Annotated in this window: 9 protein-coding genes and 1 pseudogene; 8 read left to right on the plus strand and 2 right to left on the minus strand. The window is 32.3% G+C overall.

What is annotated here, in order from left to right; genetic code table 11:
* Nucleotides 1-80: 80 nt before the first annotated feature.
* The 4 genes from AC0L0O_RS20215 to AC0L0O_RS20230 all read left to right on the plus strand — a co-directional run bounded on the left by AC0L0O_RS20215 (nucleotide 81) and on the right by AC0L0O_RS20230 (nucleotide 22,360).
* The gene (locus tag AC0L0O_RS20215; RefSeq protein WP_473785981.1) at nucleotides 81-19,232 is read left to right on the plus strand and encodes a non-ribosomal peptide synthetase; all 19,152 of its coding nucleotides are present in this window, start codon (nucleotides 81-83) and stop codon (nucleotides 19,230-19,232) included.
* Between the two features lie 125 nt (nucleotides 19,233-19,357).
* Entirely contained in the window at nucleotides 19,358-20,068 is a 711-nt protein-coding gene (locus AC0L0O_RS20220; protein WP_473785982.1) for a response regulator transcription factor, read from the plus strand.
* Nucleotides 20,061-21,083, plus strand: coding sequence for a sensor histidine kinase (locus tag AC0L0O_RS20225; RefSeq protein WP_048529247.1), 1,023 nt, complete (start codon nucleotides 20,061-20,063; stop codon nucleotides 21,081-21,083). The genes AC0L0O_RS20220 and AC0L0O_RS20225 overlap by 8 nt, the downstream gene beginning before the upstream one ends.
* A gap of 398 nt (nucleotides 21,084-21,481) precedes the next feature.
* Nucleotides 21,482-22,360: an Rpn family recombination-promoting nuclease/putative transposase gene (locus AC0L0O_RS20230; protein WP_048529248.1), complete on the plus strand. Its 879-nt coding sequence runs from the start codon at nucleotides 21,482-21,484 to the stop codon at nucleotides 22,358-22,360.
* A 113-nt stretch (nucleotides 22,361-22,473) separates the two neighbouring features.
* Here AC0L0O_RS20230 and AC0L0O_RS20235 read toward each other — a convergent pair whose 3' ends face one another.
* Entirely contained in the window at nucleotides 22,474-22,740 is a 267-nt protein-coding gene (locus AC0L0O_RS20235; protein ID WP_001023783.1) for a hypothetical protein, read from the minus strand.
* 160 nt (nucleotides 22,741-22,900) lie between these two features.
* Here AC0L0O_RS20235 and AC0L0O_RS20240 point away from each other — a divergent pair, with 160 nt between their 5' ends.
* From AC0L0O_RS20240 to AC0L0O_RS20255, 4 genes are all read left to right on the plus strand, one after another.
* The gene (locus tag AC0L0O_RS20240) at nucleotides 22,901-23,086 is read left to right on the plus strand and encodes a hypothetical protein (RefSeq protein WP_071758553.1); all 186 of its coding nucleotides are present in this window, start codon (nucleotides 22,901-22,903) and stop codon (nucleotides 23,084-23,086) included.
* Nucleotides 23,087-23,406: 320 nt separating this feature from the next.
* Nucleotides 23,407-23,955 (plus strand): fascin domain-containing protein, encoded by a 549-nt coding sequence (locus AC0L0O_RS20245; protein WP_171856609.1) that lies wholly within the window; start codon nucleotides 23,407-23,409, stop codon nucleotides 23,953-23,955.
* Nucleotides 23,956-24,762: 807 nt separating this feature from the next.
* Nucleotides 24,763-25,032: an IS110 family transposase gene (locus tag AC0L0O_RS20250; RefSeq protein WP_473785983.1), complete on the plus strand. Its 270-nt coding sequence runs from the start codon at nucleotides 24,763-24,765 to the stop codon at nucleotides 25,030-25,032.
* A gap of 257 nt (nucleotides 25,033-25,289) precedes the next feature.
* The gene (locus AC0L0O_RS20255) at nucleotides 25,290-25,460 is read left to right on the plus strand and encodes a hypothetical protein (protein WP_473785984.1); all 171 of its coding nucleotides are present in this window, start codon (nucleotides 25,290-25,292) and stop codon (nucleotides 25,458-25,460) included.
* A gap of 659 nt (nucleotides 25,461-26,119) precedes the next feature.
* Here AC0L0O_RS20255 and AC0L0O_RS20260 read toward each other — a convergent pair.
* Nucleotides 26,120-26,514, minus strand: a pseudogene (locus AC0L0O_RS20260) (IS6 family transposase); the annotation flags it as partial.
* Nucleotides 26,515-26,569: the final 55 nt, after the last annotated feature.

Raw genomic sequence — 26,569 nt, forward strand, 5'->3', positions numbered from 1 at the left:
ATAGCGACTACTTAATTGTACAAATCATAATTATAATTTTTGTGCCTTTTCCGACGGAAACTATTTAGGGGGATAAATTTATGAAAGTCAATAAAGTTGAGAAAATCTATCCATTGTCAAATATGCAAAAGGGGATACTGTTTCATGCTATTGAAGATAAAAATTCAGATGCATATTTTGAACAGATTATATTAGATATAAAAGGTTATGTAGATGAAACTATTTTTGAAGAAAGTTTCAACGAGATTATGAAACGGCACGAAGTGTTAAGAGCATCATTTAATTATAAATTGGACGAGCCATTACATGTAATATTAAGAGATAGAAAAATTAAGTTTAGCTATAATGATGTAAGTAATTTAGATTTAAACACTAAAGATTTATATATGGAAAAATATATAGTAGATGATAAGCTGAAGGGCTTTGACTTAACGAAAGAAACCCTTATGAGAATTTGTTTGATGAAAACAAATGATAACTCATATAAAGTAATTTGGAGCTTTCATCATATATTACTTGATGGTTGGTGTATTGGAATTATATTAGATGAGTTATTTACTATCTATTCACATAAAATGAAAGGTGAAGAGCATCAATTAGAAGATCCTAGACCGTATAGTGATTATATAAATTGGCTAAATAATCAGGATAATGAAGAAGGATTGAAGTATTGGAGTGAGTATTTGGAGGGGTATGAGTTAAATGCTACCCTCCCTAAAATTAATAACTCTAGTACTGGAAAGTATCAGAGAAGAGAAAAAGTGATAGAGTTTTCAAAAGAGTTAACAGATAAGGTTACACAACTGGCAAATAAAAATAATGTCACCTTAAATACAGTGATGCAGAGTATTTGGGGACTTATTCTAGCGAAGTATAACAATAGTGATGATGTTGTTTTTGGAACAGTTGTCTCAGGAAGAGATGCAGCTGTAGAAGGTATAGAGAACATGTTAGGTTTATTTATAAATACAATACCAACTAGAATAAATCTGCAAAGTGAAAAGTCATTTAAAGAAGTTTTAAAAACAACTCAACATGATGCAATAGAGGGTAATAATTATAATTATATTAATTTAGCCGAAGTTCAAGCTCTTAGTAATTTAAAAAGCAATCTTATTGATCATATATTAGTATTTGAAAATTATGCTATTGATAAAAAAGGATTGGAAGAAAAGGAAAGTGGATTAGGGTTCGAAGTTATATCTGTAACCGACGAAGAGAGAAGTAATTATAGCCTAAGTCTTACTGTCGGATTAGGGGAGAAATTGAAACTAACACTTGTATATGATGAAAATGTATATGAAGAAAGACTAATCAATAATCTAGAGTGTCATATTCAAAATGTAACGAAGCAAGTTATCGAAAATGATGATATGAAATTGAGCGATATAGATTTAATTTCAGAAGAGGAAAGAAACATCCTTCTCTATAAATTTAATGAAACAACAGCTGAATATCCTAAAGATAAGTTGATACATCAATTGTTTGAGGAACAGGTTGAGAAGACACCTGACCGAGTGGCAGTTAGCTTTAAAAGTAATAACCTAACTTATAGGGAGTTAAACGAAAAATCAAATCAAATAGCTAGACTACTGCGCGAAAAAGGTGTTCAATCAAACACAATTGTAGGAATCATGGTCGACCGTTCTTTAGAAATGATTATAGGAATTATGGGGATTCTAAAATCCGGAGCGGCATATTTACCAATTGATCCTGAGACTCCTAAAGAGAGAATTGGCTTCATGTTACAAGATAGTAATGTGAAATTTGTATTGACTCAAGATAGATGTATAAGTCAATTTAATTTGAATGTGGATTTAATTAATTTAGATCAAGAGAATTTTTTAAGGCTAAGTACAGATAATTTGAATTTGATAAATCATTCGAGTGATACAGCTTATATCATTTATACTTCAGGATCAACAGGAACACCAAAAGGAGTAGTTATTCCGCATTATAGTGCAATTAGAGTAGTTAAGAATACAAATTATATTGAAATCAATGAGAATGATACGATACTACAGCTTTCGAATTATGCTTTTGATGGGTCTATATTTGATATTTATGGTGCACTTCTAAATGGGGCAAAGCTAATAATGGTTGAGAAGGACACTGTATTAAGTCTTGTTAAACTAGCTAAGTTAATTAAGGAAGAACAGATAAGTATTATGTTTATTACCACAGCTTTATTTAATGCGCTTGTAGATTTAGAAATAGATTGTTTAGATAAAATAAGAAAAATATTATTCGGTGGTGAAAGAGTTTCAGTTCCACATGTGAAAAAAGCCCTTGAGAAATTGGGCAAAGATAAAATTATTCATGTTTATGGTCCAACTGAAAGCACAGTATATGCTACGTATTATTTTGTTAATGAAGTAACTGAGGTTATTCCAATAGGAAAACCGTTAGCAAATACTTCTATTTTTGTAGTAGATAAAAATTCTAACCTGCTTCCACTTGGTGTACCTGGAGAACTATGTATTTCTGGAGATGGATTAAGTAAAGGGTATTTAAATAACGAGAGATTAACAGTTCAGAAATTCGTTCCAAATCCGTTCATTCCAGGAGAGAGAATGTATCGAACAGGAGACCTTGTGAGAATGTTACCTGATGGAAATATCGAGTTTTTAGGACGAATTGACCATCAAGTGAAAATTCGTGGTTTCAGGATTGAACTGGGTGAGATAGAGAGTCAACTTCTAAAACATAAGGAAGTAAAAGAAGCTGTTGTTATCGCGAGAGAAGATAATAATAATCATCAATATTTATGTGCGTACTTTACTTCTGAAACACCGAAGGACGAGACTAGGGTTCAAGAAATTCGAAAATTTTTGGCAAAAGAGCTACCAGAGTATATGATTCCTGCTTTTTTTGTTCAACTAGACAAGCTACCACTTACTACAAATGGGAAAGTAGACCGAAAGGCTTTACCAAGTCCTGATGGAAGTTCAGTTGCAGGAGTAGTAGAGTATGAGGCGCCAAGAAATGCAGTCGAAGAAAAGCTCGTATCCATTTGGCAAGATATTTTAGATATAGAAAACATAGGAATTCATCATAATTTCTTTGAAATTGGAGGCCATTCACTGAAAGCGACTACGATGGTTTCTAGAATCCATAAGGAACTTATGGTAGAGATATCTTTACGACAAATCTTCCAAACACCTACTATAAAAGGAATTGGAGAATTTATTGACTCTACAAAAGAAAGTGGGTATGCATCCATCAAAAAAGTAGAAGAACAAGATTATTATCCACTTTCATCTGCCCAAAGAAGACTCTATATTTTAAACAAAATAGAGGGTAGCGGAGTATCTTATAATATGCCTTTCGCTATGAAAATGAAAGGTGATTTGGATGTTCATCAGCTTGAGAAGGCATTCCATAAATTAATCGAAAGACATGAAGCTTTAAGAACTTCTTTTGTAATGGTAGATGGTGAACCAGTCCAAAAGATTGAAAAAGAGATAGATTTCCAAGTGACGTATAGAGAAATGGGTACTAATAAGCTAGATGATATGATTAATGGATTTGTTAAGCCGTTTGATTTGGAGAAAGCTCCTCTTTTACGGGTTGAAATCATACATGTCACAGAAAATGAGCACGTGATGGTTCTAGATATGCACCATATCATTTCAGATGGAGTTTCAATGAATATTTTAAATAGAGAGCTCTGTAAACTGTATGAAGGGAAAGAGTTATCTCCATTGGACATACAGTATAAAGATTATTCAGTATGGCAAAAAAACTTGTTTACTCAAGAGGAAATGAAGAAGCAAGAAGAATATTGGATGAATGTTTTTAAAGAAGAAGTACCTATATTAAATATGCCAACAGATTATAAAAGACCACCGACACAAAGTGTTGAAGGGTCCCGAAAAAGTTTTGAAATAGATAGTGAGTTGACAAAGAAGCTTAATAGAATTGCAAAAGAAAATGGGGTTACCATGTATATGCTTCTGTTAGCTGGATATACAACTTTACTTTCAAGATATACGGGTCAAGATGATATTGTGGTAGGATCTCCAATTGCGGGAAGAAGCCATCATGATTTAAAAAATATTGTCGGAATGTTTGTAAATACCCTCGCGATGAGAAATTATCCAAAAGAAGATAAAACATTTCGTAATTATTTAAGAGAAGTAAAAGAAAATGCATTAAAGGCTTATGAGAATCAAGATTATCCTTTGGATGAATTGGTTGAAAAGCTGGACTTACAAAGAGATATGAGTAGAAGTGCATTATTTGATACGATGTTTGTGCTACAAAACTTAGATACTTCTGATGAAGAGATTAAAGGGTTAAATTTTGAAACATATGATAGTGAACTTAATATAGCAAATTTTGATTTGACATTATCAGCAGTAGAAACTAATAGCATCATAAAATTTGATTTAGAATATTGTACAAAATTGTTTAAGAGAGAGACAATAGCTAAAATATCAGAGCACTTTGTTAATATTTTAAGAGAAATTACTAATAATCAGGAAGCTTGTTTAGGTCAAATAGATATGCTTTCGGGAGAAGAAAAGCACATCCTCTTGAATGAATTTAATGAAACTGATATGGATTATCCAAAGAATAAAACCATTTATCAATTATTTGAGGAACAGGTAGAGAGAACGCCAAACAAGATTGCTGTAGAATTTGAGGGGCAACAAGTTACTTATAAAGAGCTCAATGAAAAATCCAATCAAGTAGCAAGATTACTTCATGATAAAGGTGTTCATCCAGAAATGATTGTAGGAATTATGGTGGAACGTTCTTTAGATATGATTGTTGGTATCATGGGGATATTAAAATCAGGGGCAGCATATTTACCAATAGATCCTGAATATCCTGAAGAGCGAATTAAATATATGGTAGAAGATAGTAACACAAAGTTCCTATTAACGCAGACTCATTTATACGATAAACTTCATTTTACTAATAATGATTGTTTAACTAAAATCTCAATCAATGATGAAACAATAAAAAATCAAGAGCGAATTAATATGGAAAGGCGTAATAATAGAAATGATTTAGCTTATGTCATTTATACATCCGGTTCCACGGGATTACCAAAAGGAGTGTTAGTGGAACATCATTCTTTAGTCAATTTATGTAACTGGTATGTAGATTTTCATAAGATAACAGAAAGAGATCGAATTACAAACTATTTGAAAATCTCATTTGATGCATCTATTGGAGAAATTTTCCCTTGTTTAATCACTGGAGCTACTTTGCACGTTTTAGGCAAAGATATTAGGCTTGATCTAGATAAATTAAATGAATATATGAATAGTAAAGATATAACAGTTGCAACATTCCCATGTAAGGTAAGTGAACAATTTATATTACAAGATAATCATTCTTTAAGAATGTTAGTATCCGGTGGCGAAAAGTTAAATTTAAATAAGAATACCCATTATCAGCTTGTAAATGCCTATGGTCCAACCGAAAATACAGTAGTAACTACAAGTTTCTTAATGAATAAGAATGATGATAATATTCCAATTGGAAAACCGGTGTATAATACTAAAATTTATATAGTAAATAAATATAATCAGCTTTGTCCAATTGGAGTAATAGGAGAGTTATGTGTATCTGGGGATGGGTTGGCAAGAGGCTATTTAAATAATCCGGCCTTAACTGCCGAGAAATTTGTGGGAAATCCTTTCGTCAGTGGGCAAAAAATGTATCGTACAGGTGATCTTGTAAGGTGGATGCCTGATGGAAATGTTGAATTCATAGGAAGAATTGATCATCAAGTGAAAATACGTGGGTATAGAATAGAACTTGGTGAAATAGAGAGCCAGTTGTTAAAACATCAAGATATAAAAGAGGTCGTAGTAGTAGCAAAAGAGGACAAGGAAAATCATACGTATTTAAGTGCATATATTGTGTCTGAAAAAGCAATATCTTCGACACAGATGCGAGAATTTTTAGAAAAGGAACTTCCTGATTACATGATTCCATCTTATTTTGTTCAACTTGACCAGTTGCCACTTACATCAAACGATAAAGTGGATCGAAAAGCACTTCCAGAACCAGATAGAAGTAGTCAATCAGGAGTAGAATATGAGGCACCAAGAAATGAAGTTGAAACACATCTTGTTGAGGCTTGGAGGGATATCCTAGGCATAGAGGATATAGGGATAAATCATCATTTCTTTGTATCAGGTGGAGATTCTATTAAGGCTCTTCAAATTGTGTCCAGGTTATCTAGAATAAATCTTAAGTTAGAAGTGAAAGATCTATTTGCAAATCCTAAAATTAAAGACCTTAGTAAGTATGTGAAAAAGCAAAACAACCGGTTAAAAACTTATGAAATAGTTACAGGAGAAGTAATATTATCTCCAATTCAAAAATGGTATTTTGAGAAAAATAAAGAAGAACTAGATCATTTTAATCAATCATTTATGCTGTTTAGGGAAGATGGATTCGATCAAAAGAGAATAGAGAGAGTCTTTAATAAGATATTAGAGCAGCATGATGCCCTTAGAATGATTTATAGAGAAAATAATGGAGAAATTATTCAATTTAATAGAAGCTATAAGGATAACCTCTTTGATTTATACGTTTATGATGTTGAGGGAGTAGAGAATAAGGAAGAGAAAATATATGAATTAGCAACAAATATCCAAAAGAAATCTTCCATCAAAAATGGTAAACTCGTTAATCTTTGTTTATTTAAAACGGATGAAGGTGATCATCTACTTATTACTATTCATCATCTTGTAGTAGATGGAGTATCATGGAGAATAATATTAGAAGATTTTGAAACTCTATATTCTCAGGATTTAAAAGGTGAGAAGTTAGATGTTGGATTCAAAACTGAATCCTTTAAAGAATTCTCCTCTAAGTTGAGGGAGTATGCTAGTAGCAATAAATTATTAAAGGAAAGAGAGTATTGGAGAGATATAGCAAAAACTGAGATTGCATTTATACCTAGAAAAGAAGTGCTCAAAAGTGATACATTCGAAAATAGTAAAACAGTTAGTATTTCTTTAGATAAGGAAAAGACTATAAGTTTATTAAGAAAATCCAATAGAGCATACAATACAGAAATAAATGATATATTGTTAACTTCTTTATTATTAGGTACTAGAGCGATAACAGGTGAAAATTGTATAAAAATAAATATGGAGGGACATGGAAGAGAAGATATCTTAGAAAATGTAGATATTAGTAGGACTGTAGGTTGGTTTACAACTATGTATCCAGTACTTATAGATTTAGGAGATGAGACCGATCTTGCTACTAATATAAAAATGGTAAAAGAAATTTTAAGGAAAATTCCTAACAAAGGAATTGGATTTGGTATACTAAAATATTTATCAAAAGAGAAGTATTTATTAAATGAACAAAAAGCACCAATTTCATTTAACTATCTAGGTGAAATGGATAATGATGTTAACAGAAATGAATTTTCCGAATCAAAATTTTCTTATGGGGAAACAATTGGAGGAAAGATTTCAAGAAATAATTCGATAGAAATAAATTCAATAATTATTAATAATGAATTGGTTATAAATACTACCTTTAATGAGCTAGAGTATGATGAACTAACAATCAGGAAATTAAATGATAAGTTTAAAGAAAACCTTGAAACTATAATTGATCATTGTGTTAGTCAAATAGAGGTAGACAAAACGCCTTATGACTATGGGGATACAAAATTAACTCTAAGTGAACTTAAGGATATCAAAGAAAAGTATAAAGATTTTGAAATTGAAAAGATTTACCCTTTAGCAAATATGCAAAAGGGAATGCTGTTCCATGCCTTGGAAAACAAAAATTCAAAAGCATATTTTGAACAAACTGTTATGGATATAACCGGATACGTTGATGTAGAAACTTTAAAAGCTAGTTTTAATAAAATTATGAAAAAATATGAAATACTAAGGGCCTCATTTGAGTATGAAATAGTTGAGGAGCCTAGACAAATAATAATAAAGGATAGAGAAATAGGTTTTCAATATAGGGATATACGTGAAGGAGACGCTATAGAGAAAGAGTTATTTATAAACAAATATAGAGAAGAAGATACAGAAAAGAGATTTAACTTAAGTAAAGATACTTTAATCAGAGTATGTTTGATTAGAACAGATGAAAAGGAATATAAATTGATTTGGAGTCATCATCATATTTTATTAGATGGTTGGTGTCTTGGAATCATATTGGGTGAGTTATTCACTGTATATGGAAAAATCATAAATGGTGAAGCATATGAGTTAGAAGAAACGAAACCTTATAGTGATTATATAAAATGGTTGGAAGAACAAGATAAAGAAGAAGGTAAGAGCTATTGGAAGCAATATTTAGATGGTTATGAAGAGAAAGTGCAAATACCAAAATTAAACATTAATGAGAATAATGTTGAGTATTTAAGAAGAGAGAAAGTAATTGAGTTTTCAAGCGAACTGACAAAGCAAATTACACAGCTTGCCAATAGGAATAGCGTAACCTTTAATACAGTTTTCCAGACTATTTGGGGTATTATTTTGGCGAAGTATAACAATACAGACAAAGTAATATTTGGAACAATTGTATCCGGAAGAGAGGCACCCGTAGATGGAATTGAAAATATGATAGGATTATTTATTAATGCTATTCCAACTAGAATAAACCTTGAAGAGAATAAAAAGTTTAAAGAGGTATTGGCAGTTGTACAGAGTGAAGCTATAGCCAGCAATAATTATAACTATATGAATTTAGCTGAAGTCCAAGCGATGAGTAAATTAAAGAATGAGCTTATTGATCATATCATTGTGTTTGAGAACTATGCTATTGATAAACGTATAGCCAGAAATGAAAAAATGGGTATAGGTTTTGAGGTTGAAGATATACATGCAGAAGAACAGAGCAATTATAGTTTTAGTATTGCAGCAACTCCAGGTGAGAAGTTGAATTTAGTTTTAACTTATGATGGCAATGTTTATGATGATAAAATAATTGATAATATTGAAATGCACATTAAAACAGTAACTGAACAAGTGGTTGCAGATGAGAACAAAAAAATAAATGAAATAGACATAATTGCTGAGAAAGAAAGGTCAACTTTATTGTATGAATTTAATAATACAAAAGTAGAGTGTCTAAAAGAAAAGACAATACATCAATTGTTCCAAGAACAGGTAGAAAGGACACCTGAAAATATTGCTGTTACGTATGAAGAGAAGAAAATTACCTACAGGGATCTTAATGAACGCGCGAATCGATTAGCTCACAATCTAAAGAAAAAAGGAATAGGACCTGATTCGTTGGTTGGTCTATGTGTTGAACGTTCTCTTGAAATGATTGTAGGTATTTTAGGGATTTTAAAAGCTGGTGGAGCTTATGTACCACTTGATCCAACATATCCAGAGCAACGACTTCAGTATATCTTAGAGGATGCTAATATTCAGTTAGTCGTAACGCAAGAAAAGTTCAAAGAATCGAAATGGTTATCAGAGAATATTAAATCAATTTGCTTTGATCGAGATCAGGTTGAGATTGAGAATGAAAGTACGACATTACCGAATTCTGATGTAAGCCCTCAACATCTCGCTTACGTAATTTATACTTCGGGATCGACAGGAAATCCGAAGGGGGTTATGGTGGAGCATCATAATGTAATTCGTTTATTTAAGTCAACGGACTGTTGGTATCAGTTTGACGAAAAAGATACTTGGACACTTTTCCACTCTTATGCATTTGATTTCTCGGTATGGGAGATTTGGGGAGCATTGCTCTATGGTGGGAAATTAGTTGTTGTTCCTTATTGGATTAGTCGATCACCAAATGATTTCTATCAACTGTTAGTAAGGGAAAAGGTTACGATTCTTAATCAGACACCATCTGCATTTCGACAGTTGATACAGGTATGTAAACAAGAAGATGAGAATAAAAACTTGCATCTACGTTATGTCATATTTGGCGGGGAAGCACTTGATCCTACCAGCTTGCTACCATGGTTCAAAATTTATGGGGAGCAGAAGCCACAGTTAATTAATATGTATGGGATTACAGAAACTACTGTTCATGTTACTTATCATCCAATTACTCAAGATGATGTGCAGCGTGCTTCAAGAAGTAATATTGGAAAGCGGATACCAGATTTAGAAGTGTATGTACTAGACTCTGGTCAAAAGCCTGTGCCTGTGGGAGTAGCTGGCGAGCTATATATCGGGGGATCAGGACTCGCGCGTGGGTATTTAAACCGACCTGAACTGACTGCAGAACGTTTTATTCCTCATCTATTCAGTAGTGATTCAGAAGCGCGACTATATCGGACAGGAGACTTAGCGAGATACTTGCCAGATGGAAATCTGGATTATCTTGGGCGGATAGATCATCAGGTGAAAATTCGTGGTTTCCGAATTGAACTTGGTGAGGTAGAGAATCAACTTCTGAAACAAAAAGGGATTAAAGAAGCTGTTGTCATTGCAAGAGAGGATAATGATTGCCAACCATATTTATGTGCTTATTTTACGTCTGAAACACATAAGAAAAAATCTAAGGTACGAGAAATTCGCAAAATTTTGACAAACGAGCTTCCGGATTATATGGTTCCTGCATTTTTTGTTCATTTGGATAGCATACCGCTTACCGAAAACGGAAAAGTAGATAGGAAGGCCTTACCGGAACCAAATGAAAGTGCATTTGTGGAAGTAGAGTATGAGGCGCCAAGGAATGCAGTCGAAGAAAAACTTGTATCTATTTGGCAGGATGTTTTGGAAGTAGATAAGGTTGGAATCAACCAGCACTTTTTTGAAATCGGAGGTCATTCTCTTAAAGCAACTACGCTGGCTTCTAAAATTCAAAAAGAATTTATGGTAGAAATACCTTTACGTCAAATTTTTCAAACGCCTACTATAAAAGGAATTGGGGAATTTATTAATTCTACAAAAGAAAGTGTATATGCATCTATTAATAAAGTAGAAGAACAAGACTATTATCCGCTATCATCTGCACAAAAAAGACTTTATATTTTAAATAAAATAGAAGGTAACGGAGTATCTTATAATATACCGTTCGCTATGAAGATAAAAGGTGATTTCGATATAAGGCAATTTGAGAAAGCTCTCCATAGGTTAATTGAAAGACATGAGGCTTTAAGAACTTCTTTTATAATGGTAGATGGTGAACCAGTCCAAAAGATTGAAAAAGAGATAGATTTCCTAGTGACGTATAGAGAAATGGGTACTAATAAGCTAGATGATATGATTAATGGATTTGTTAAGCCGTTTGATTTGGAGAAAGCTCCTCTTTTACGGGTTGAAATCATACATGTCACAGAAAATGAGCACGTGATGGTCCTAGATATGCACCATATCATTTCAGATGGTGTATCAATGGGAATTTTCACACAGGAATTAGCTGAATTATATAATGGTCAAAAATTATCGCCATTAAGCATTCAATATAAAGATTATTCTGCGTGGCAAAGAAAATTATTTACACAAAAAGAAATGAAGAGACAAGAAGAGTACTGGATGAATGTATTTAGAGACGAAGTACCAGTACTAAATATGCCGACAGATTATAAAAGACCAGCAATTCAAAGTACAGAAGGTGACCTTGTACATTTTGAAATCGATAGTGACATTTATGTCAATCTTAAGAAGATGGCAAAGGTACATGGTGTAACGTTATACATGCTTCTGTTAGCAGGATATACAACACTGCTCTCAAAATATACAGGACAAGAGGAAATCGTAGTGGGCTCTCCAATCGCCGGAAGACCTCACGATGATTTGAAACAGGTAATGGGTGTTTTTGTGAATACTCTTGCGATGAGAAACTATCCAAAACAAGGAATTTCATTCCAAGATTATTTAAAAGAAGTTAAAGAGAATGCTTTACAAGCATATGAAAATCAGGATTATCCATTTGATGAATTGGTTGAAAAATTAGATTTAAAAAGAGATATGAGTAGAAATGCTTTGTTTGATACAATGCTCGTCTTACAAAACTTTGACCATGATGATTTTGAAGTACAAGGTTTAACTTTCTCACCATATCAAATGAAGGCGCATGTTTCTAAATTTGATTTAACACTTACTGCTGTTGAAGAAGAGCGGAGTATCAAATGTGTATTAAATTACAGAACTAAATTATTTAAGAAGGAAACTGTCGAAAGATTAGCTAAACATTTCATCCAGGTTTTTAAAGAAGTTATTGAGAAGCCAGAAAAAAGCATTCAGGATATTAGGTTACTTTCAGAAGAAGAAGTGCAGATGCTATTGCAGAATGATAAAGATACAAAAGCTGATTATCCGAAGGATAAAACAATTTCACAATTATTTGAGGAACAGGTGAATCGAACACCTCATCATGTAGCTGTGGTATTTGAAAATCAGAAACTTACGTATCTGGAACTGAATGAAAGAGCGAATCAAATGGCAAGGTTGCTTCAAGAAAAAGGAGCAAAGCCAGGGACAACAGTAGGTATGTTAGTGGAAGAATCCCTTGAAATGATTATTGGAATTATGGCCGTATTAAAAGCAGGAGCGACCTACTTGCCAATCGATCCTGAACAATTGGATAAAAGAACGAATGTCATTTTAAAAGACAGTAATGTTAGCCTATTGATAGTGAAAGGAGAAAGGAAAGAAACTCTCCAATTTAATGGAGAAGTAATCTCCATGGAGGATGATTTAATAAAAGAGAGAGACACATCAAATTTATTAGTCAATTATAAATCGAATCATAATGCGTATATCATCTATACATCAGGTTCGACTGGTACACCTAAAGGTGTATGTGTTCAGCACTACAACGTTGTAAACTACATGACTTGGTTTACAAAGGAAGCGAATCTAAAAGAAACCGATAAGGCAATGTTAGTATCTTCCTATGCATTTGACTTGGGCTATACAAGTCTATATTCATCACTTTTAAATGGATGTGAACTGCATCTCGTTACAAAAGAAGTATATACTAATGCTCAGAAAGCATTACAGTATATAGAAGAACAAGGTATTTCTTATTTGAAATTGACACCGTCTCTCTTTAACGTCTTGGTGAATAATCCGAGTTTCTCAGATAATCAGAGCTGTAAGACATTGAGATTAGTCGTGCTAGGTGGAGAGAAAATCAATCCAATAGATGTTGAAACATTCTATACACATTATCCAAATCATGTGGTAATGAATCACTATGGACCTACAGAAGCGACAATTGGTTCGGTATATCATGTTATTGAATATGATACAATGGCAGCTTTCAAAGAATGCCCTGTAATTGGAAGACCAATTCAGAACATGAAGGCTTACGTAGTGGATCAACAAATGAAACTTGTCCCAGAAGGTGTTTATGGTGAATTATGCTTATCAGGAGAAGGCGTAGCAAGTGGGTATTTAAATAGAATAGATTTAACAGAAGAAAAATTTGTTCAAAATCCATTTGAACCGAATAAAAAAATGTATCGGACGGGAGATTTCGCTCGAATATTATTAGATGGTAGAATTGAGCTTGCAGGTAGAATTGATGGCCAAGTAAAAATAAGAGGATATCGAATTGAAACAGAAGAGATTAAGCGTCATTTAGTTAAACATAAACAAATTAAAGAAGCATATGTAATTGACCGAGAGGGTCAGGACGGAAGAAGGCATTTATGTGCATATATTACATCTCAGAAGGAATTATCATTTGAAGAGTTAAGAGCATACTTAAAAGTAGAAATACCTGAATACATGATTCCGTCTTACTTCGTTCAGATGGAGCGTATTCCACTTACGGCAAATGGAAAAGTAAACGAAAAAGCTTTACCAGAGCCAGATGTGAGTAAGGGAGTAGACTATGAAAAACCAAGAAATCAGGTAGAAGAGCAACTTGTGAAGGTATGGGAAGATATATTAGGAGTCAAACCAATCGGGATTAATCATAACTTTTTTGCTTCGGGTGGAGATTCTATTAAGGCTTTACAAATTATCTCACGTTTATCACGAGAAGGTATCATATTAGAGATGAAAGATTTATTTACTTATCCCGAAATCAAGCTTTTAAGTAAATACGTCAATATTGAGGCGATACAAGAAGACTCATATGAAATCGAAATAGGAGATGTGTTGCTCACTCCAATTCAACAAGCTTATTTTATGAGCGGAAAAGAAGATGTAAATCATTTTAATCATGCAGTTATGTTGTATAGGAAAGATGGATTCCGTGAGGAAATGATAAAAGAAGTTATGGAAGCAATTTTTGTACATCATGACGCTTTACGAATGATTTATAAAGAAAAGAATAATGAAGTACTTCAATTCAATCGAGAAGTGGAAAAGAATCAATTTGGTTTTTATGTTTATGACGTTTCGAGAGAAGGCAATCCAGATGAGAAGATTCAGGAACTTGCGACAATATTACAGAAGAGAATTGATATACAAGAAGGACCTCTTGTAAATGTAGCACAGTTTAAGACGAATGTTGGAGATCATCTGTTACTTATTATTCATCACCTTGTGGTGGATGGAATCTCTTGGAGAATCCTATTTGAAGATTTTGCACTTGGATATAGTCAGCTAATGAAAGGAGAACAAATAGCATTTTATTCAAAAACGACTTCTTATAAAGAGTATGCCACTCAGCTCAACGATTATGCTAAGAGTGCAAAAATCCTTAGAGAAAAGCAATATTGGGTGAACACATTAAAGGATAATGTTAACTTTTTAGAGAAAAAAGAGGAAGTTAGATTATTCCGATATGAGGATAGTGATACTTTCAGTACCACTCTTGGAATAGAGGAAACAAGCCGATTGTTAAGAGAAACAAATCAAGCATATCATACTGAAATCAATGACTTACTGATTAGTGCTCTTTTAATAGCTACAAGGAAAGTAACTGGTGAAAATAAAATTAGAATTAGTCTAGAGGGGCATGGTAGAGAACAGATTATAAAAAATGTAGATATTAGCCGAACAGTTGGATGGTTTACAACCAAATATCCTGTATACATCAATTTAGGAGATGAAAAGGACCTTTCAATGACTATTAAAACAGTGAAAGAGTCTCTTAGAAGAATTCCGAATAAGGGAATAGGCTATGGGGTTTTAAAACATTTGAGTAGAGATTCAGATTTATTGCATATTGAACAGCCACCTCTTTTGTTTAATTACTTAGGTCAAATGGATGCAGATATTAATAACACAATCTTTTCTTCTTCTTGGATATCGGCAGGAGAGTCGATTGGAGGTAAACATACAAGAGAAACACCTATAGAAATGAATGCTGTTGTCTTAGATGGAAAGCTCACTATTGATACGACTTATAATACAAAAGTATATGCAGAGGATGTCGTAGTGGAGTTTACAGAAGCTTTCAAGGATGCTCTTTGTGATGTAATCCATCATTGCATTTCTAAGGAACAGGCTGAAAAAACGCCATTTGACTATGGAGACAAAGAGTTAAGCTTCGAACAACTAGAGGAAATCAAGGTGAAAAATAGGGGGGCTGAAATAGAAAAGATTTATCCATTAGCTAATATGCAGCAGGGTATGCTATTCCATGCATTAGAAGATCAACAATCAGGTGCATACTTTGAACAACTTGTCATTGATGTCAAAGGGTTTATTGATGTCAACTTATTCGAGGAAAGCTTGAACGATATTATGAAAAGACATGAAATCCTTCGGACAGCAATTGAATATGAAATTACAGAAAAACCAAAAAATGTAATTCTAAAAAATCGAAAGATTGGCTTTAAATACCGAGATATTAGACAGCAAGGAATAAATCAGCAAAAGGAAAGTATAGCAACATACATTGAACAAGATCGAGAAAAAGGTTTTGATTTTAGTAAAGATGTTTTAATTAGACTGGAACTTATTCAAACTGATGATAAGGCTTATACAATTATATGGAGCAATCATCACATCTTGTTTGATGGATGGGGCAGAGGTATTATTTTGGGAGAATTGTTCCATATCTATGGAAACAAACAAGTAGGACAGTATCCTAATTTAGAAGAGCCAAGACCATATAGTGATTATATTAGATGGTTAGGGGAACAGGAAAAAGAAGAGGGAATTCAATATTGGAAACAATATTTAGCAGGGTATCAAAAACCTGCGAAAATTCCATCGTTCAAAAGTGACAGTACAAGAGGGTACCATGGGCAAGAGACGCTCATTGAATTTTCAAGCGAATTTACGAAAAAAATGACTGAATTGGCTAATCAAAATAATGTTACGTTAAACACTGTGCTACAAACCTTATGGGGGATTATTTTAGCCAAGTATAATCATACAGACGATGTTGTATTTGGTTCTGTCGTTTCTGGTAGAGATGCCAAAGTAGCTGGTATTGAAAAAATGGTTGGATTATTCATTAATGCAATTCCAACGAGAATTAATATAAAACAACATAAGAGCTTTAAAAATATATTAAAAGAGGTACAGCAGCAAGGGATAGAAAACCAAGCATACAACTATATGAATCTTTCAGATATACAGTCTCTTAGTGATTTAAAAAGGGATTTAATTGATCATGTAATGATTTTTGAGAATTATGCACTTGATGAACGTTTACTTCAGGAAGAAGAAAGTAAGATTGGTTTCGTGTTTAAGGATATTAAAGGGATTGAACAGACCAACTATGGATTTACAATAGTTGTAGTTCCAGGCGAACAGCTTGTACTCAAAATAGCATATGATGGAAATCTCTATTCAGAAAAAATCATCCGGAACATAGCAAATCATCTGAAAAGTGTTATGGACCAAGTTGTGCAGGATGAACATAAAAATGTGAATCAATTAGAAATCCTTTCAAAAGAAGAAAAGCATTATTTCTTGAATGAGTTTAATGAAACAAAAGCAGAGTATCCAAAAGAAAAAACAATTCATCGTTTATTTGAAGAACAGGTAGAACGAACTCCAAATAAGGTAGCTGTGGTACTTGATAAGCAGCAACTTACTTATAAAGAGCTGAATGAAAAATCTAACCAAATAGCTAGGATACTCCAGAATAAAGGAGTTCAACCAGACACAATTGTAGGTATCATGATTGAACGTTCTCTAGAGATGATTATAGGGATAATGGGAATTTTAAAATCTGGAGCAGCATATTTACCAATAGATCCTGAATATCCTGAAGAGCGAATTAAGTATATAGTAGAGGATAGTGGAACAAATATTATACTTACAAAAGGCAAAGATGCAGTGAGAATAAACAAAGAAATAGTATTTTTAGATGAAGAGTATAATCATTATTCTACTGAAAATATAAAAGTAACAAGTAATACTAACAACCTAGCTTATATGATTTATACTTCGGGTTCTACAGGTATGCCAAAGGGAACTATGCTTAAGCAAAGAGGTCTAGTTAATTATATAACATGGGCAAATAAGGAATATGTCAAAGGAGAGGCCTTAGATTTTGCCTTGTATTCATCATTCTCATTTGACCTTACAATTACATCAATATTTACACCATTAATTTCTGGAAATAAAATAGTTATTTACGATAATGATGGGGATGAACCAATTATAAGACAAATCTTTAAGGATAATAGAGTAGGTATAGTAAAATTAACACCATCTCATTTAAGTTTGATAAGAGATATTGATAACAGCAACTCAAGTATAAAACGATTAATAGTAGGTGGAGAAGATTTAAAAACAGATTTAGCAAGAGAGATTTCAAAAAGTTTCAATCATAATGTTGGGATCTATAATGAGTATGGTCCAACAGAAGCAACAATTGGCTGTATGATTTATAAGTATAATCTCAATGATGATAAACACATATCGGTACCTATTGGAAAGCCAATTGATAATGTTCAAATTTATATATTGGATGATAATCAAAAGATATTACCAGTAGGAATAGAAGGAGAACTTTATATAAGTGGAGATGGTGTTGCTACAGGTTATTTAAATAGACCTGAATTGACAGCAGAAAAATTTATATCAAATCCATATATACCTGGGGCAAAGATGTATAGAACAGGGGATCTTACAAGATGGTTGCCTAATGGAAATATCGAATTTATAGGGAGAACTGACCATCAAGTGAAAATTCGCGGTTATAGAATTGAATTAGGAGAAATAGAGAATCAAATTCTAAAATTAGATAATATAAAAGAAACAAAAGTTGTTGCAAGAATAGATGGCGAGAATAGTCAGTATCTTTGTGCATATGTTGTTTTAGAGAATAAAGAAAAACCAATTACTGTTACAGAGATGAGAAGATATTTATCAAAAGAACTCCCAAATTATATGATACCAGCGTTTTTTACACAGCTTAAGGAACTGCCGTTGACAACAAATGGTAAAATAGATATAAAGTCATTACCAGCACCAGATGGAAATGTCAAATATGGATTAGAATACGAACCGCCAAGAAATGATTTAGAAGAAAAAATTGTTAGCATATGGGAAGAAATTTTAAATATCAAAAAAATAGGTATAAATACTAATTTATTTGATATCGGAGCGAACTCTTTAAACGTTATGACATTTGTTTCAAGAATAGTTACAGAGTTAAACTTTAGAGTACCGTTTAAAGATGTATTTGATAAACCTACAGTCCGAAGTTTTTCAGCGTTCTTAGAAGGTGCAAAAGAAATGTTAAAGGATTACACAGAGGATTGTATTCAACTTAGTAGCTCAACAAGCACCAATAAAAAACTATTTTGTTTTCCACCAGCTGCTTCAATAGGAATAGCATATATGGGGCTAGCAAAGCATATTGAGTCATATTCAGTTTACAGTTTTAATTTTATTAAGTCTGAAAATAGGATTGCACAATATGTTAAAATAATAAAAGATATTCAATCAGAAGGACCGTACACATTAGTGGGATATTCAGCCGGCGGTATTCTTGCATTCGATGTGGCAAAAGAATTAAATAGACAAGGTTTTGAAGTAGAAAATCTTATTCTTATTGATTCAAAATACCGTACGACTGTAGAACAGAATCTTTATACAGAGGAAGAGTGTAAGAGAGAACTTCATGAAAAATTCAATCTGAAAAAATATAAAGATTTAGAAAAATTAGCTAGTGATTATTTGATAGAATTAATTATGAAGTCGTATATGTATGTACAGAGTACAACAACAAATGGCAGTATTGATGGAAATATAAGTTATATAAAATCAGTAAAAGAAAAAGAAGATGAAAATAATTTAATGTGGGAAAATGCTACTACGAAGAATTTCAGGATAATTCAAGGGTACGGAACCCATATGGAAATGTTATCAAATTCAAACCTGGATATTCTTAAAAAGAATGCTAATATAATAAACGACATATTGGCGTTTGAAAAAGTTTAATTTTTGAGAATTGGCATTTCTTTAAAGAAATGCCAATTTTCTTATTTTGATAACATGAAAATTAAAACGAATAAGCACAATAATTTTGGATATGTATAATAAAAATTATGAAAGCAGGTGTTATTTTGCGAGAAATTAGAATTCTTATAGCGGATGATGAAAAAGAAATTAGAGATTTATTAAAAAAATATATGGAACGAGAATTATATAAGGTTGATGTAGCTATAGATGGCGAGCACGCTCTTTCTTTATTTAATAAAAATAAATATGATTTGTTTATATTAGATCTTATGATGCCAAAAATTGATGGGATTGAGGTCTGCAGAAAATTAAGAGAAAAAACGAATGTTCCTATTCTAATGCTAACTGCTAAAAATCATGAAACTGATAAGATATTAGGTTTAAGTATGGGGGCAGATGACTATATTACAAAACCTTTTAGTATAAATGAGGTAGTAGCTAGAGTTAAAGCTCTTATGAGGAGGTTTTTAGTTTTAGGAAGTGAAGCAGGGGATAGAGAACAAACACGTATAGAGTTTAAAGAAATCTCAATTGATATGAAAAAATATGTTGTTTTCAAAGAGGGAGAAGAGATTCCTTTAACTGCAAAAGAGATGGAATTACTAAGGTTTTTCGCTTCAAATCCAGAGCAAGTGTTTACAAAATCTCAGTTGTTCCGTAATGTTTGGGGGGACGACTATTTAGAAGATGATAATACTGTCATGGTCCATATTCGAAAACTTAGAAAAAAAATAGAAGTAGATCCTTCTAATCCTCAATTAATACAAACTGTTTGGGGAATAGGATATAAGTTTGTAGGTGACCAAAATGTATAGCGACAAAATTATCTTGCTTAATATTCTTCAACTAATATGTATTATAGGACTTTTTTTTGCAGATTTAAATAACCAACTATTAGGAATAAATAAGCTTGCTTTGTACATAGTACTATTTTTCTTTACGACCTTTCTCTTAGTTACAAGGTTTCACTTTGTTAATCGTTTGAAAATAATGATTGAGGAGTTAAAACGTGTAATTAACGGAAATTTAACAACAAGGTTAATTGTAAATGAAGATAATGTATTTAATAAAATGATATTTTCTGTGAATGAATTAATTGAACAGCTAGAAAGAGTTCAAATCGAATCCATTAAATCTCAAAATGCGAGAAAAAGACTCTTATCAAGTATTTCTCATGATATCAGAACTCCTCTTACATCTATTATAGGATATATTGATGCTTTAAAAGATGATATAGCTGTTTCTCGAGAAGAGAAAAAAGAGTATCTTGAAATTATTTCAAGAAAATCTAGCAACTTAAAGCAATTAATCAATGAAATATTTAATATGGCAAAACTAGATGCAGATGAAGTTTTAATAAATCCTGAATTTCTAGAGTTAACTGAGATTACGAGAGAGGTACTAATTGAGTATTTACCTGAAATCAAGAAAAATAATTTAGAATTACAGCTTAGTTTACCAAAAACAAAATGTTTTATCACGGCAGATTATCTAAGTATTATAAGAATTATAGATAACTTAATAAAAAATGCTATTATATATGGGAAAGAAGGAAAAGTACTTGGGATAGAACTCATTGAATCAAATCAAGAAATCCAATTGCTTATTTGGGATAAAGGACAGGGAATCGCGGAACATGATTTGGATCATGTATTTGAACGAATGTATCGTAGTGACCAATCAAGAAATTCTATTAATGGAGGTAGCGGATTAGGGCTTGCTATTGCTAAATCCTTAGTAGAAAAAAACCAGGGTAAGATATGGGTTGAAAGTAGTCCATGGAATAAAACAGTTTTTGGTATCTCTTTCCCAAAAACAAAAAAAGTTTAATAAAATAGATAATAAATGGTTTAATTTAAAATTCATCCCGAACAATGTAATGAAACAGTTATACAATAAAATAGTTTAATACGGCAATTCAAGATTATAAAGAATCGCATTTAACTCTTTATATTTATGAGTGGAGGTTATTTAGAAATATAGGTCGAAATTTTTAGTAATTAACATAGGATAATACTTTGGATCATTTTTGATTTAATAGTTCATTAAACGAGTTTTACAAAAGATACAAAATATTAAATTCAAAAAACATAAATATCTCGTGTATAATATTATCCAAATTGGTATAAGTTCTTGTATATGTTGCCAGAAGGACTTGTTTGCAAGTGTACTCTCCTTTTATGTACAATAAAAGAAAAACATCGTCTGAGATGGGGAGAGGAAAACCCATGTCCAACCAACAGTTAGTGAATTTACGTATTGATTTTGCTTTTAAACAATTATTTGGTACAAGTGGAAATGAAGATATTCTAATTGCTTTTTTAAATGCTCTGTTACAAGAATCGTTAGAGTCACCGATTGCTTCATTACAGTTAGAAGACCCGCACTTACACCGAGAACATGAAGAGGATAAATTATCGATTTTAGATATTTCCGCTACATTAGATACAGGCACCAAGGTAAATGTAGAAATTCAGCTGAATAATAATCATGACATGATTAAAAGAAGTTTATATTACTGGGGAAGGTTATATACATCTCAGCTACAAAAGGGAATGCCCTATAGTTCTCTTCACAAAACAATTACGATTAATTTGTTAAATTTCGTCATGTTTCCAGAAAATGAGGCATTCCATACAACAGGAATTCTATGGAATCAACAACAACAGAAGGTATTAAGTGAGGATATAGAAATTCATATTGTAGAGATTCCAAAACTCATGCAACAGTGGCGAAATGAACAAATAAATCCGTGGGAGGATTCCTTTGTACGTTGGTTATTATTACTACCGGCGAATGAAGATGAACGCCTTACCCAAACATTGGAGGAAATTGCCATGAACCAAGACCCAATTTTACAAAAAGCAATGGATAAGTGGGAACGCATGAGTCAAGATTCTTCTTTCCGTCAAGCATATGAAGCAAGAGAAAAAGCTTTAATGGATGAGGCTGCGAAGTTTGCTCACGCTCGTAATGAAGGAATTCAAGAAGGGAAGATACAGATGATCAAAGGCATGCATGAACTTGGTGTACCACTTGAAACGATTGCTAAAGCAAGCAAGTTAAGTGTTGATGAGGTTGAACGTATTCTAGAAAAAAATAATTAGCAAAAAAGAAACGAAGTCAATTTGACTTCGTTTCTTTTTTATATCCCCCTCTATTAGAGCAAGGCACGTTTAGGCGCTATTCGCAAATTTAAGTCAACAGAAGTGAAGTTCCGTTAACTTTTTATATCGATATTCGCTAAATTTACTTTGGATGGAATAAATGATCTTGTTTTATTTTTAAAACCTTGGAACATACGTTTCGTAGGTTTCATCATACTTGAATTACGTGTTGCTAAGAATCCAAAAACTGTTCCTAATCCTAGTAAAGAAGCCCAAATCCACCCTTTATTGTTTTTCTTTTTATTTCCGAATAACTCAAAGATTTGTTGAGTTATTTTTTTTGAATTGAATAATGACATCAAAAAGTTAAGGATATTCATTTTTGTCCCCCTGTAAAAAAATCGTAAAAAGAAACACTCGCTTCAATTTCTCATAATTTATGATGCCAACTTATACTCATAATTCTTGATTTTGAAACCGGAACTTCCTAATATTACCTAAGTGTTTTTTATTAAAATAAGAAAAATAGTTTTATAAAAAATCAAAAAGGATCTGATTAGAAGAAAAGATGGGCTATATACAGCAGAGGCTTATAGATGGGTGGAGGATTGTGGTTATGAATTTTGGAGTTATATATCACAAGGATTGACGTTGATAGATAGTGAGGAACATGCACGAAAGATTGCTATGGAGCAACTAAAGGAATGTTCAAGAGATGAGTTTTAAAAACACTCTATTTTATTTATGAAATTATGAGGAAGTATAATGTTTTATGGAAATATAGAAGTAAATTTCATTTAATCTTATTTATTTTATAGGAATTATGAGGTATACTAAAAGTAGGTGCAAAAATGCACTATTTGAAAAAGAGTGCAAGGAAAAAAGGAATCCGTAAAGGATTCTTTTTTTGTTTTTAGAAAATGATAAATTTGAGAAAGAAGAAACAGAATAATAAGGTATTTGTTGATAAAGACTCTCTTTTATTACAATATTTTACACATTTGGTATGATGTATATGGGTGGTATATATTAAGGGAGGAATGGGAATGAAGAGGTTCATAACTCATGCAAATGGTAATAAGATTTTTAAAAAGTTAGTTTTAATGTTGTTGCCAATGGTTCTAATGATAATGATGGTAACCCCATCAAATGATACATTGGCAGCCGACCAATCAAATACCGGTTCACTAAAAGGTGTGAGTCTATTTAATGGAAGCTGGACTGTTGCTATACAAGCTGCAAATTTACAATATGTGTCTGCTGAGCCATCGGGCAATGTAGTTGCAAATCGTAGTGCAGTTAATGAATGGGAGAAATTCGAATTAATTCCGACTGGGGAATTATATACGTTTGCTTTAAAAGCGAAAAGTAATGGAAAATACGTTTCGTTTGAGCCAAATGGTAGAGTAGTAGCAGATCGTACATCAATTGGAGCATGGGAAAAATTTATCTTATATAATGGTGGAGACAATAGGATATATGTATTACAAGCGTTAAGTAATGGTAGATTTATATCAGCAAATGGTGGTAGAGAATTAACTGCTAATAGTTATGTAGCTGGAAGTTGGGAAAGATTTGTTATTGTGTATTTCTAAATTCTGAAGTGTTTTATATGTAAATAATAATGAATGGTTTAGTTCATATACATGCTAAATAAAGAGTTAAGTACTTAATACAAGTGTATATTAAGGTGTAAAAAGGATTGCAAGTAATTGTCAGTCCTTTTTTATATTAAATAAGTAATTACAGAGGATGTAATCAGAAGAAAAAGAACCCTATTGGGTTCTTTTTCAAGGCATATTAACAGTAAGGAGAATCTTAAGTGTTGTTTATGTACATTTTAAATAGGGGAAACAATGCAATATAAATTCATAAACCATAAAGTATAAAAAATGAAGACAATAGTAGTTGTATTGTTTAGAATCATGTGTTTCATGTATTAGGAGCTTAATAGCTCAGGCAGAGAGAAGTCATTTAAGAAAATAAAGAAATTCTATTGTAAAAGAGGTCCTGAAGACCTATATAATCAAGTACGTAAAAACTATAATGAAAAATAATATGTTGACCTTGCTTTCGAAAGAATTATGCTTGGGAGATGTATGGCTTTTGAAAGAAATGGATCTGAGTCAGTACTTTGGACAAAAAAATTCATGACACTTCGCTCTCAACCTAAGAATGAAAAATAGATTCTTCCTTCTATAATGGAAACACCACATACAGTAAGTATATAACTTAGCTTTTAATGGTGGTTCGCACCTGTACATAAAACTGTTGGAGTTAAATTGGTATACAACTCATTGTTAGCGCTCTCTCATGAGGGGTGACTACGAACAGAAAAAAATGTTGGAATTTCAAATTCACTCCACTGTATGTGGAATTTCTATAAAAAGTGGTTCATTCATTTGGAAATTTTGTACAAGCGATGCGCCGGATTAGATATTCATTCGGAAACAATCGTAGCCTGTGTTCTTATTAAGGATGACGATACAAATCTAATAAAAGAGATTGAAACTTTGCCCACTTTAACTAAAAATTTATTCTATCTTCTCAAATGGTTAGAAGAGCGTGAAGTAACTCATATTGCCATGGAAAGTAAGGGAAGCTCCTGGAAGCCTGTCTATAAATGTATTTTAGAAGGTTTTTTTGATATTACATTAACTCATGCCCAATGAATCAAAAACGTATCTGATAGAAAAACAGATGTATCAGACGCCGAGTGGATTGCCAAATTATTATGACATAGACTAATTGAAAAAAGCTTTGTACCATCAGAAAATATTCGAAAATTGCATGATTTAACTCACCTTCGAAAAAAATGGATAGGACATATGACTTCTGAAAAAATCGGATTCAAAAAGTATTAGAAGCATCAAAAATTAAATTGAGTACGGTTATTTCTGATATATTCGGGGTATCAGGAAGAAAACTATTGGAGCACTTAATACCTAAAGGTCATATCAATCAAACTGAAGTGGAACAAAACATTCATGGTCGTATGGCTCATAAAGCAGAACGTATTACGGATTCATTATTTGGTAGGTTAACTGAACATCAGATTTTTCTCATTAAACATTTATGGATGCACATTACTTATCTATAAATTTTGATTTTAGATGTTGATAAAAGAATAGATTAACTGTTAGAGAAATATCAAGCTGAGGTTCAATTGATGCCAGGTGTTAAGATAGAAACAGCTGCTGTGGTTGTCGCTGAAGTTAAATTTAAACTACTTTTGTAGCCAAACCTTCTATTATTTGATGAGTTTTATAACCGATGCTACTATGGATTCGCTAGCTTCGCGCCTAGGTAACTCATCCTTTTTTTATTTACTGATTTTTTTCTATCAAAGCCTGTTTTTTCTGCAATCGCTGTCTTTGTCCAACCTTTCTAATATAATTCTTTAATCATAAAAAACTCCCCAATCTTCAGCATTATTTCCCCACTCCACCTCAGAGGTCTCTTATAAAACGATTATCTGTTATTTTTTAGGAATTTTAAACCGTTGTTATTGAGGATTTTATCACCGTTGATTACAGGGTGTCAGAAATTGTTGAAAGAATAAAACTTATTTTGAATACGGTCAAACCAAAAGTTAAGTATTTAAATACGAAAATGATATAAAAAAGAGATAAGGACAATTCATAAATATTGGTGCTTTGAGTATATTTATGAATTTAAGGTATTTATATTGTCTTATCTGTACGCCTTCAGGTATACGTTTCTCTTTTTTTAAATTCTTGTATCGACAGTAGATAAGCCAGCCGAATTCTTATCCATTGTAATAACGCGACGTTTATAAATATGAAAAGACCGCAAAGGTTTCTAGAATAAGCACTTTGCAGCCTTTGTGTCCCTTGTTTTATTGAGATAAAAATCAATTTTGTTTCCTTCAGAATCCATTGATTTTTTACTTGGATATATGTTCATTGACTCTCCCTCATTCATTTGTTGGCTTAAAATGACGTTCATATATTCTCTGATCCATATGGATAAAGCAAACGCATAATGGTTGTGTGAGCGATGGATAATCCACGTTCCTACATCATTTCCACCAAATCACGAAAACTCAGGTTATACCGTAGGTACCGTCTCACCATTAGTAAAATGATGTCAGGTTGATAATGTTCCCATTTAAATAAATTGTCCTTTTCCATACTGTATACACTCCTTTTTTAGAGTCATAGTATCAGTATGGAAAAGGTTTAAAGA

It is taken from the genome of Bacillus sp. GS3m_15504, from assembly GCF_055825275.1.

Excerpts from the sequence above, each read along its gene's own strand:
- AC0L0O_RS20215 (WP_473785981.1), top strand. The coding sequence starts at position 81 with ATGAAAGTCAATAAAGTTGAGAAAATCTATCCATTGTCAAATATGCAA.
- AC0L0O_RS20235 (WP_001023783.1), bottom strand. The coding sequence starts at position 22,740 with ATGAATATCCTTAACTTTTTGATGTCATTATTCAATTCAAAAAAAATA.
- AC0L0O_RS20225 (WP_048529247.1), top strand. The coding sequence starts at position 20,061 with ATGTATAGCGACAAAATTATCTTGCTTAATATTCTTCAACTAATATGT.
- AC0L0O_RS20230 (WP_048529248.1), top strand. The coding sequence starts at position 21,482 with ATGTCCAACCAACAGTTAGTGAATTTACGTATTGATTTTGCTTTTAAA.
- AC0L0O_RS20245 (WP_171856609.1), top strand. The coding sequence starts at position 23,407 with ATGAAGAGGTTCATAACTCATGCAAATGGTAATAAGATTTTTAAAAAG.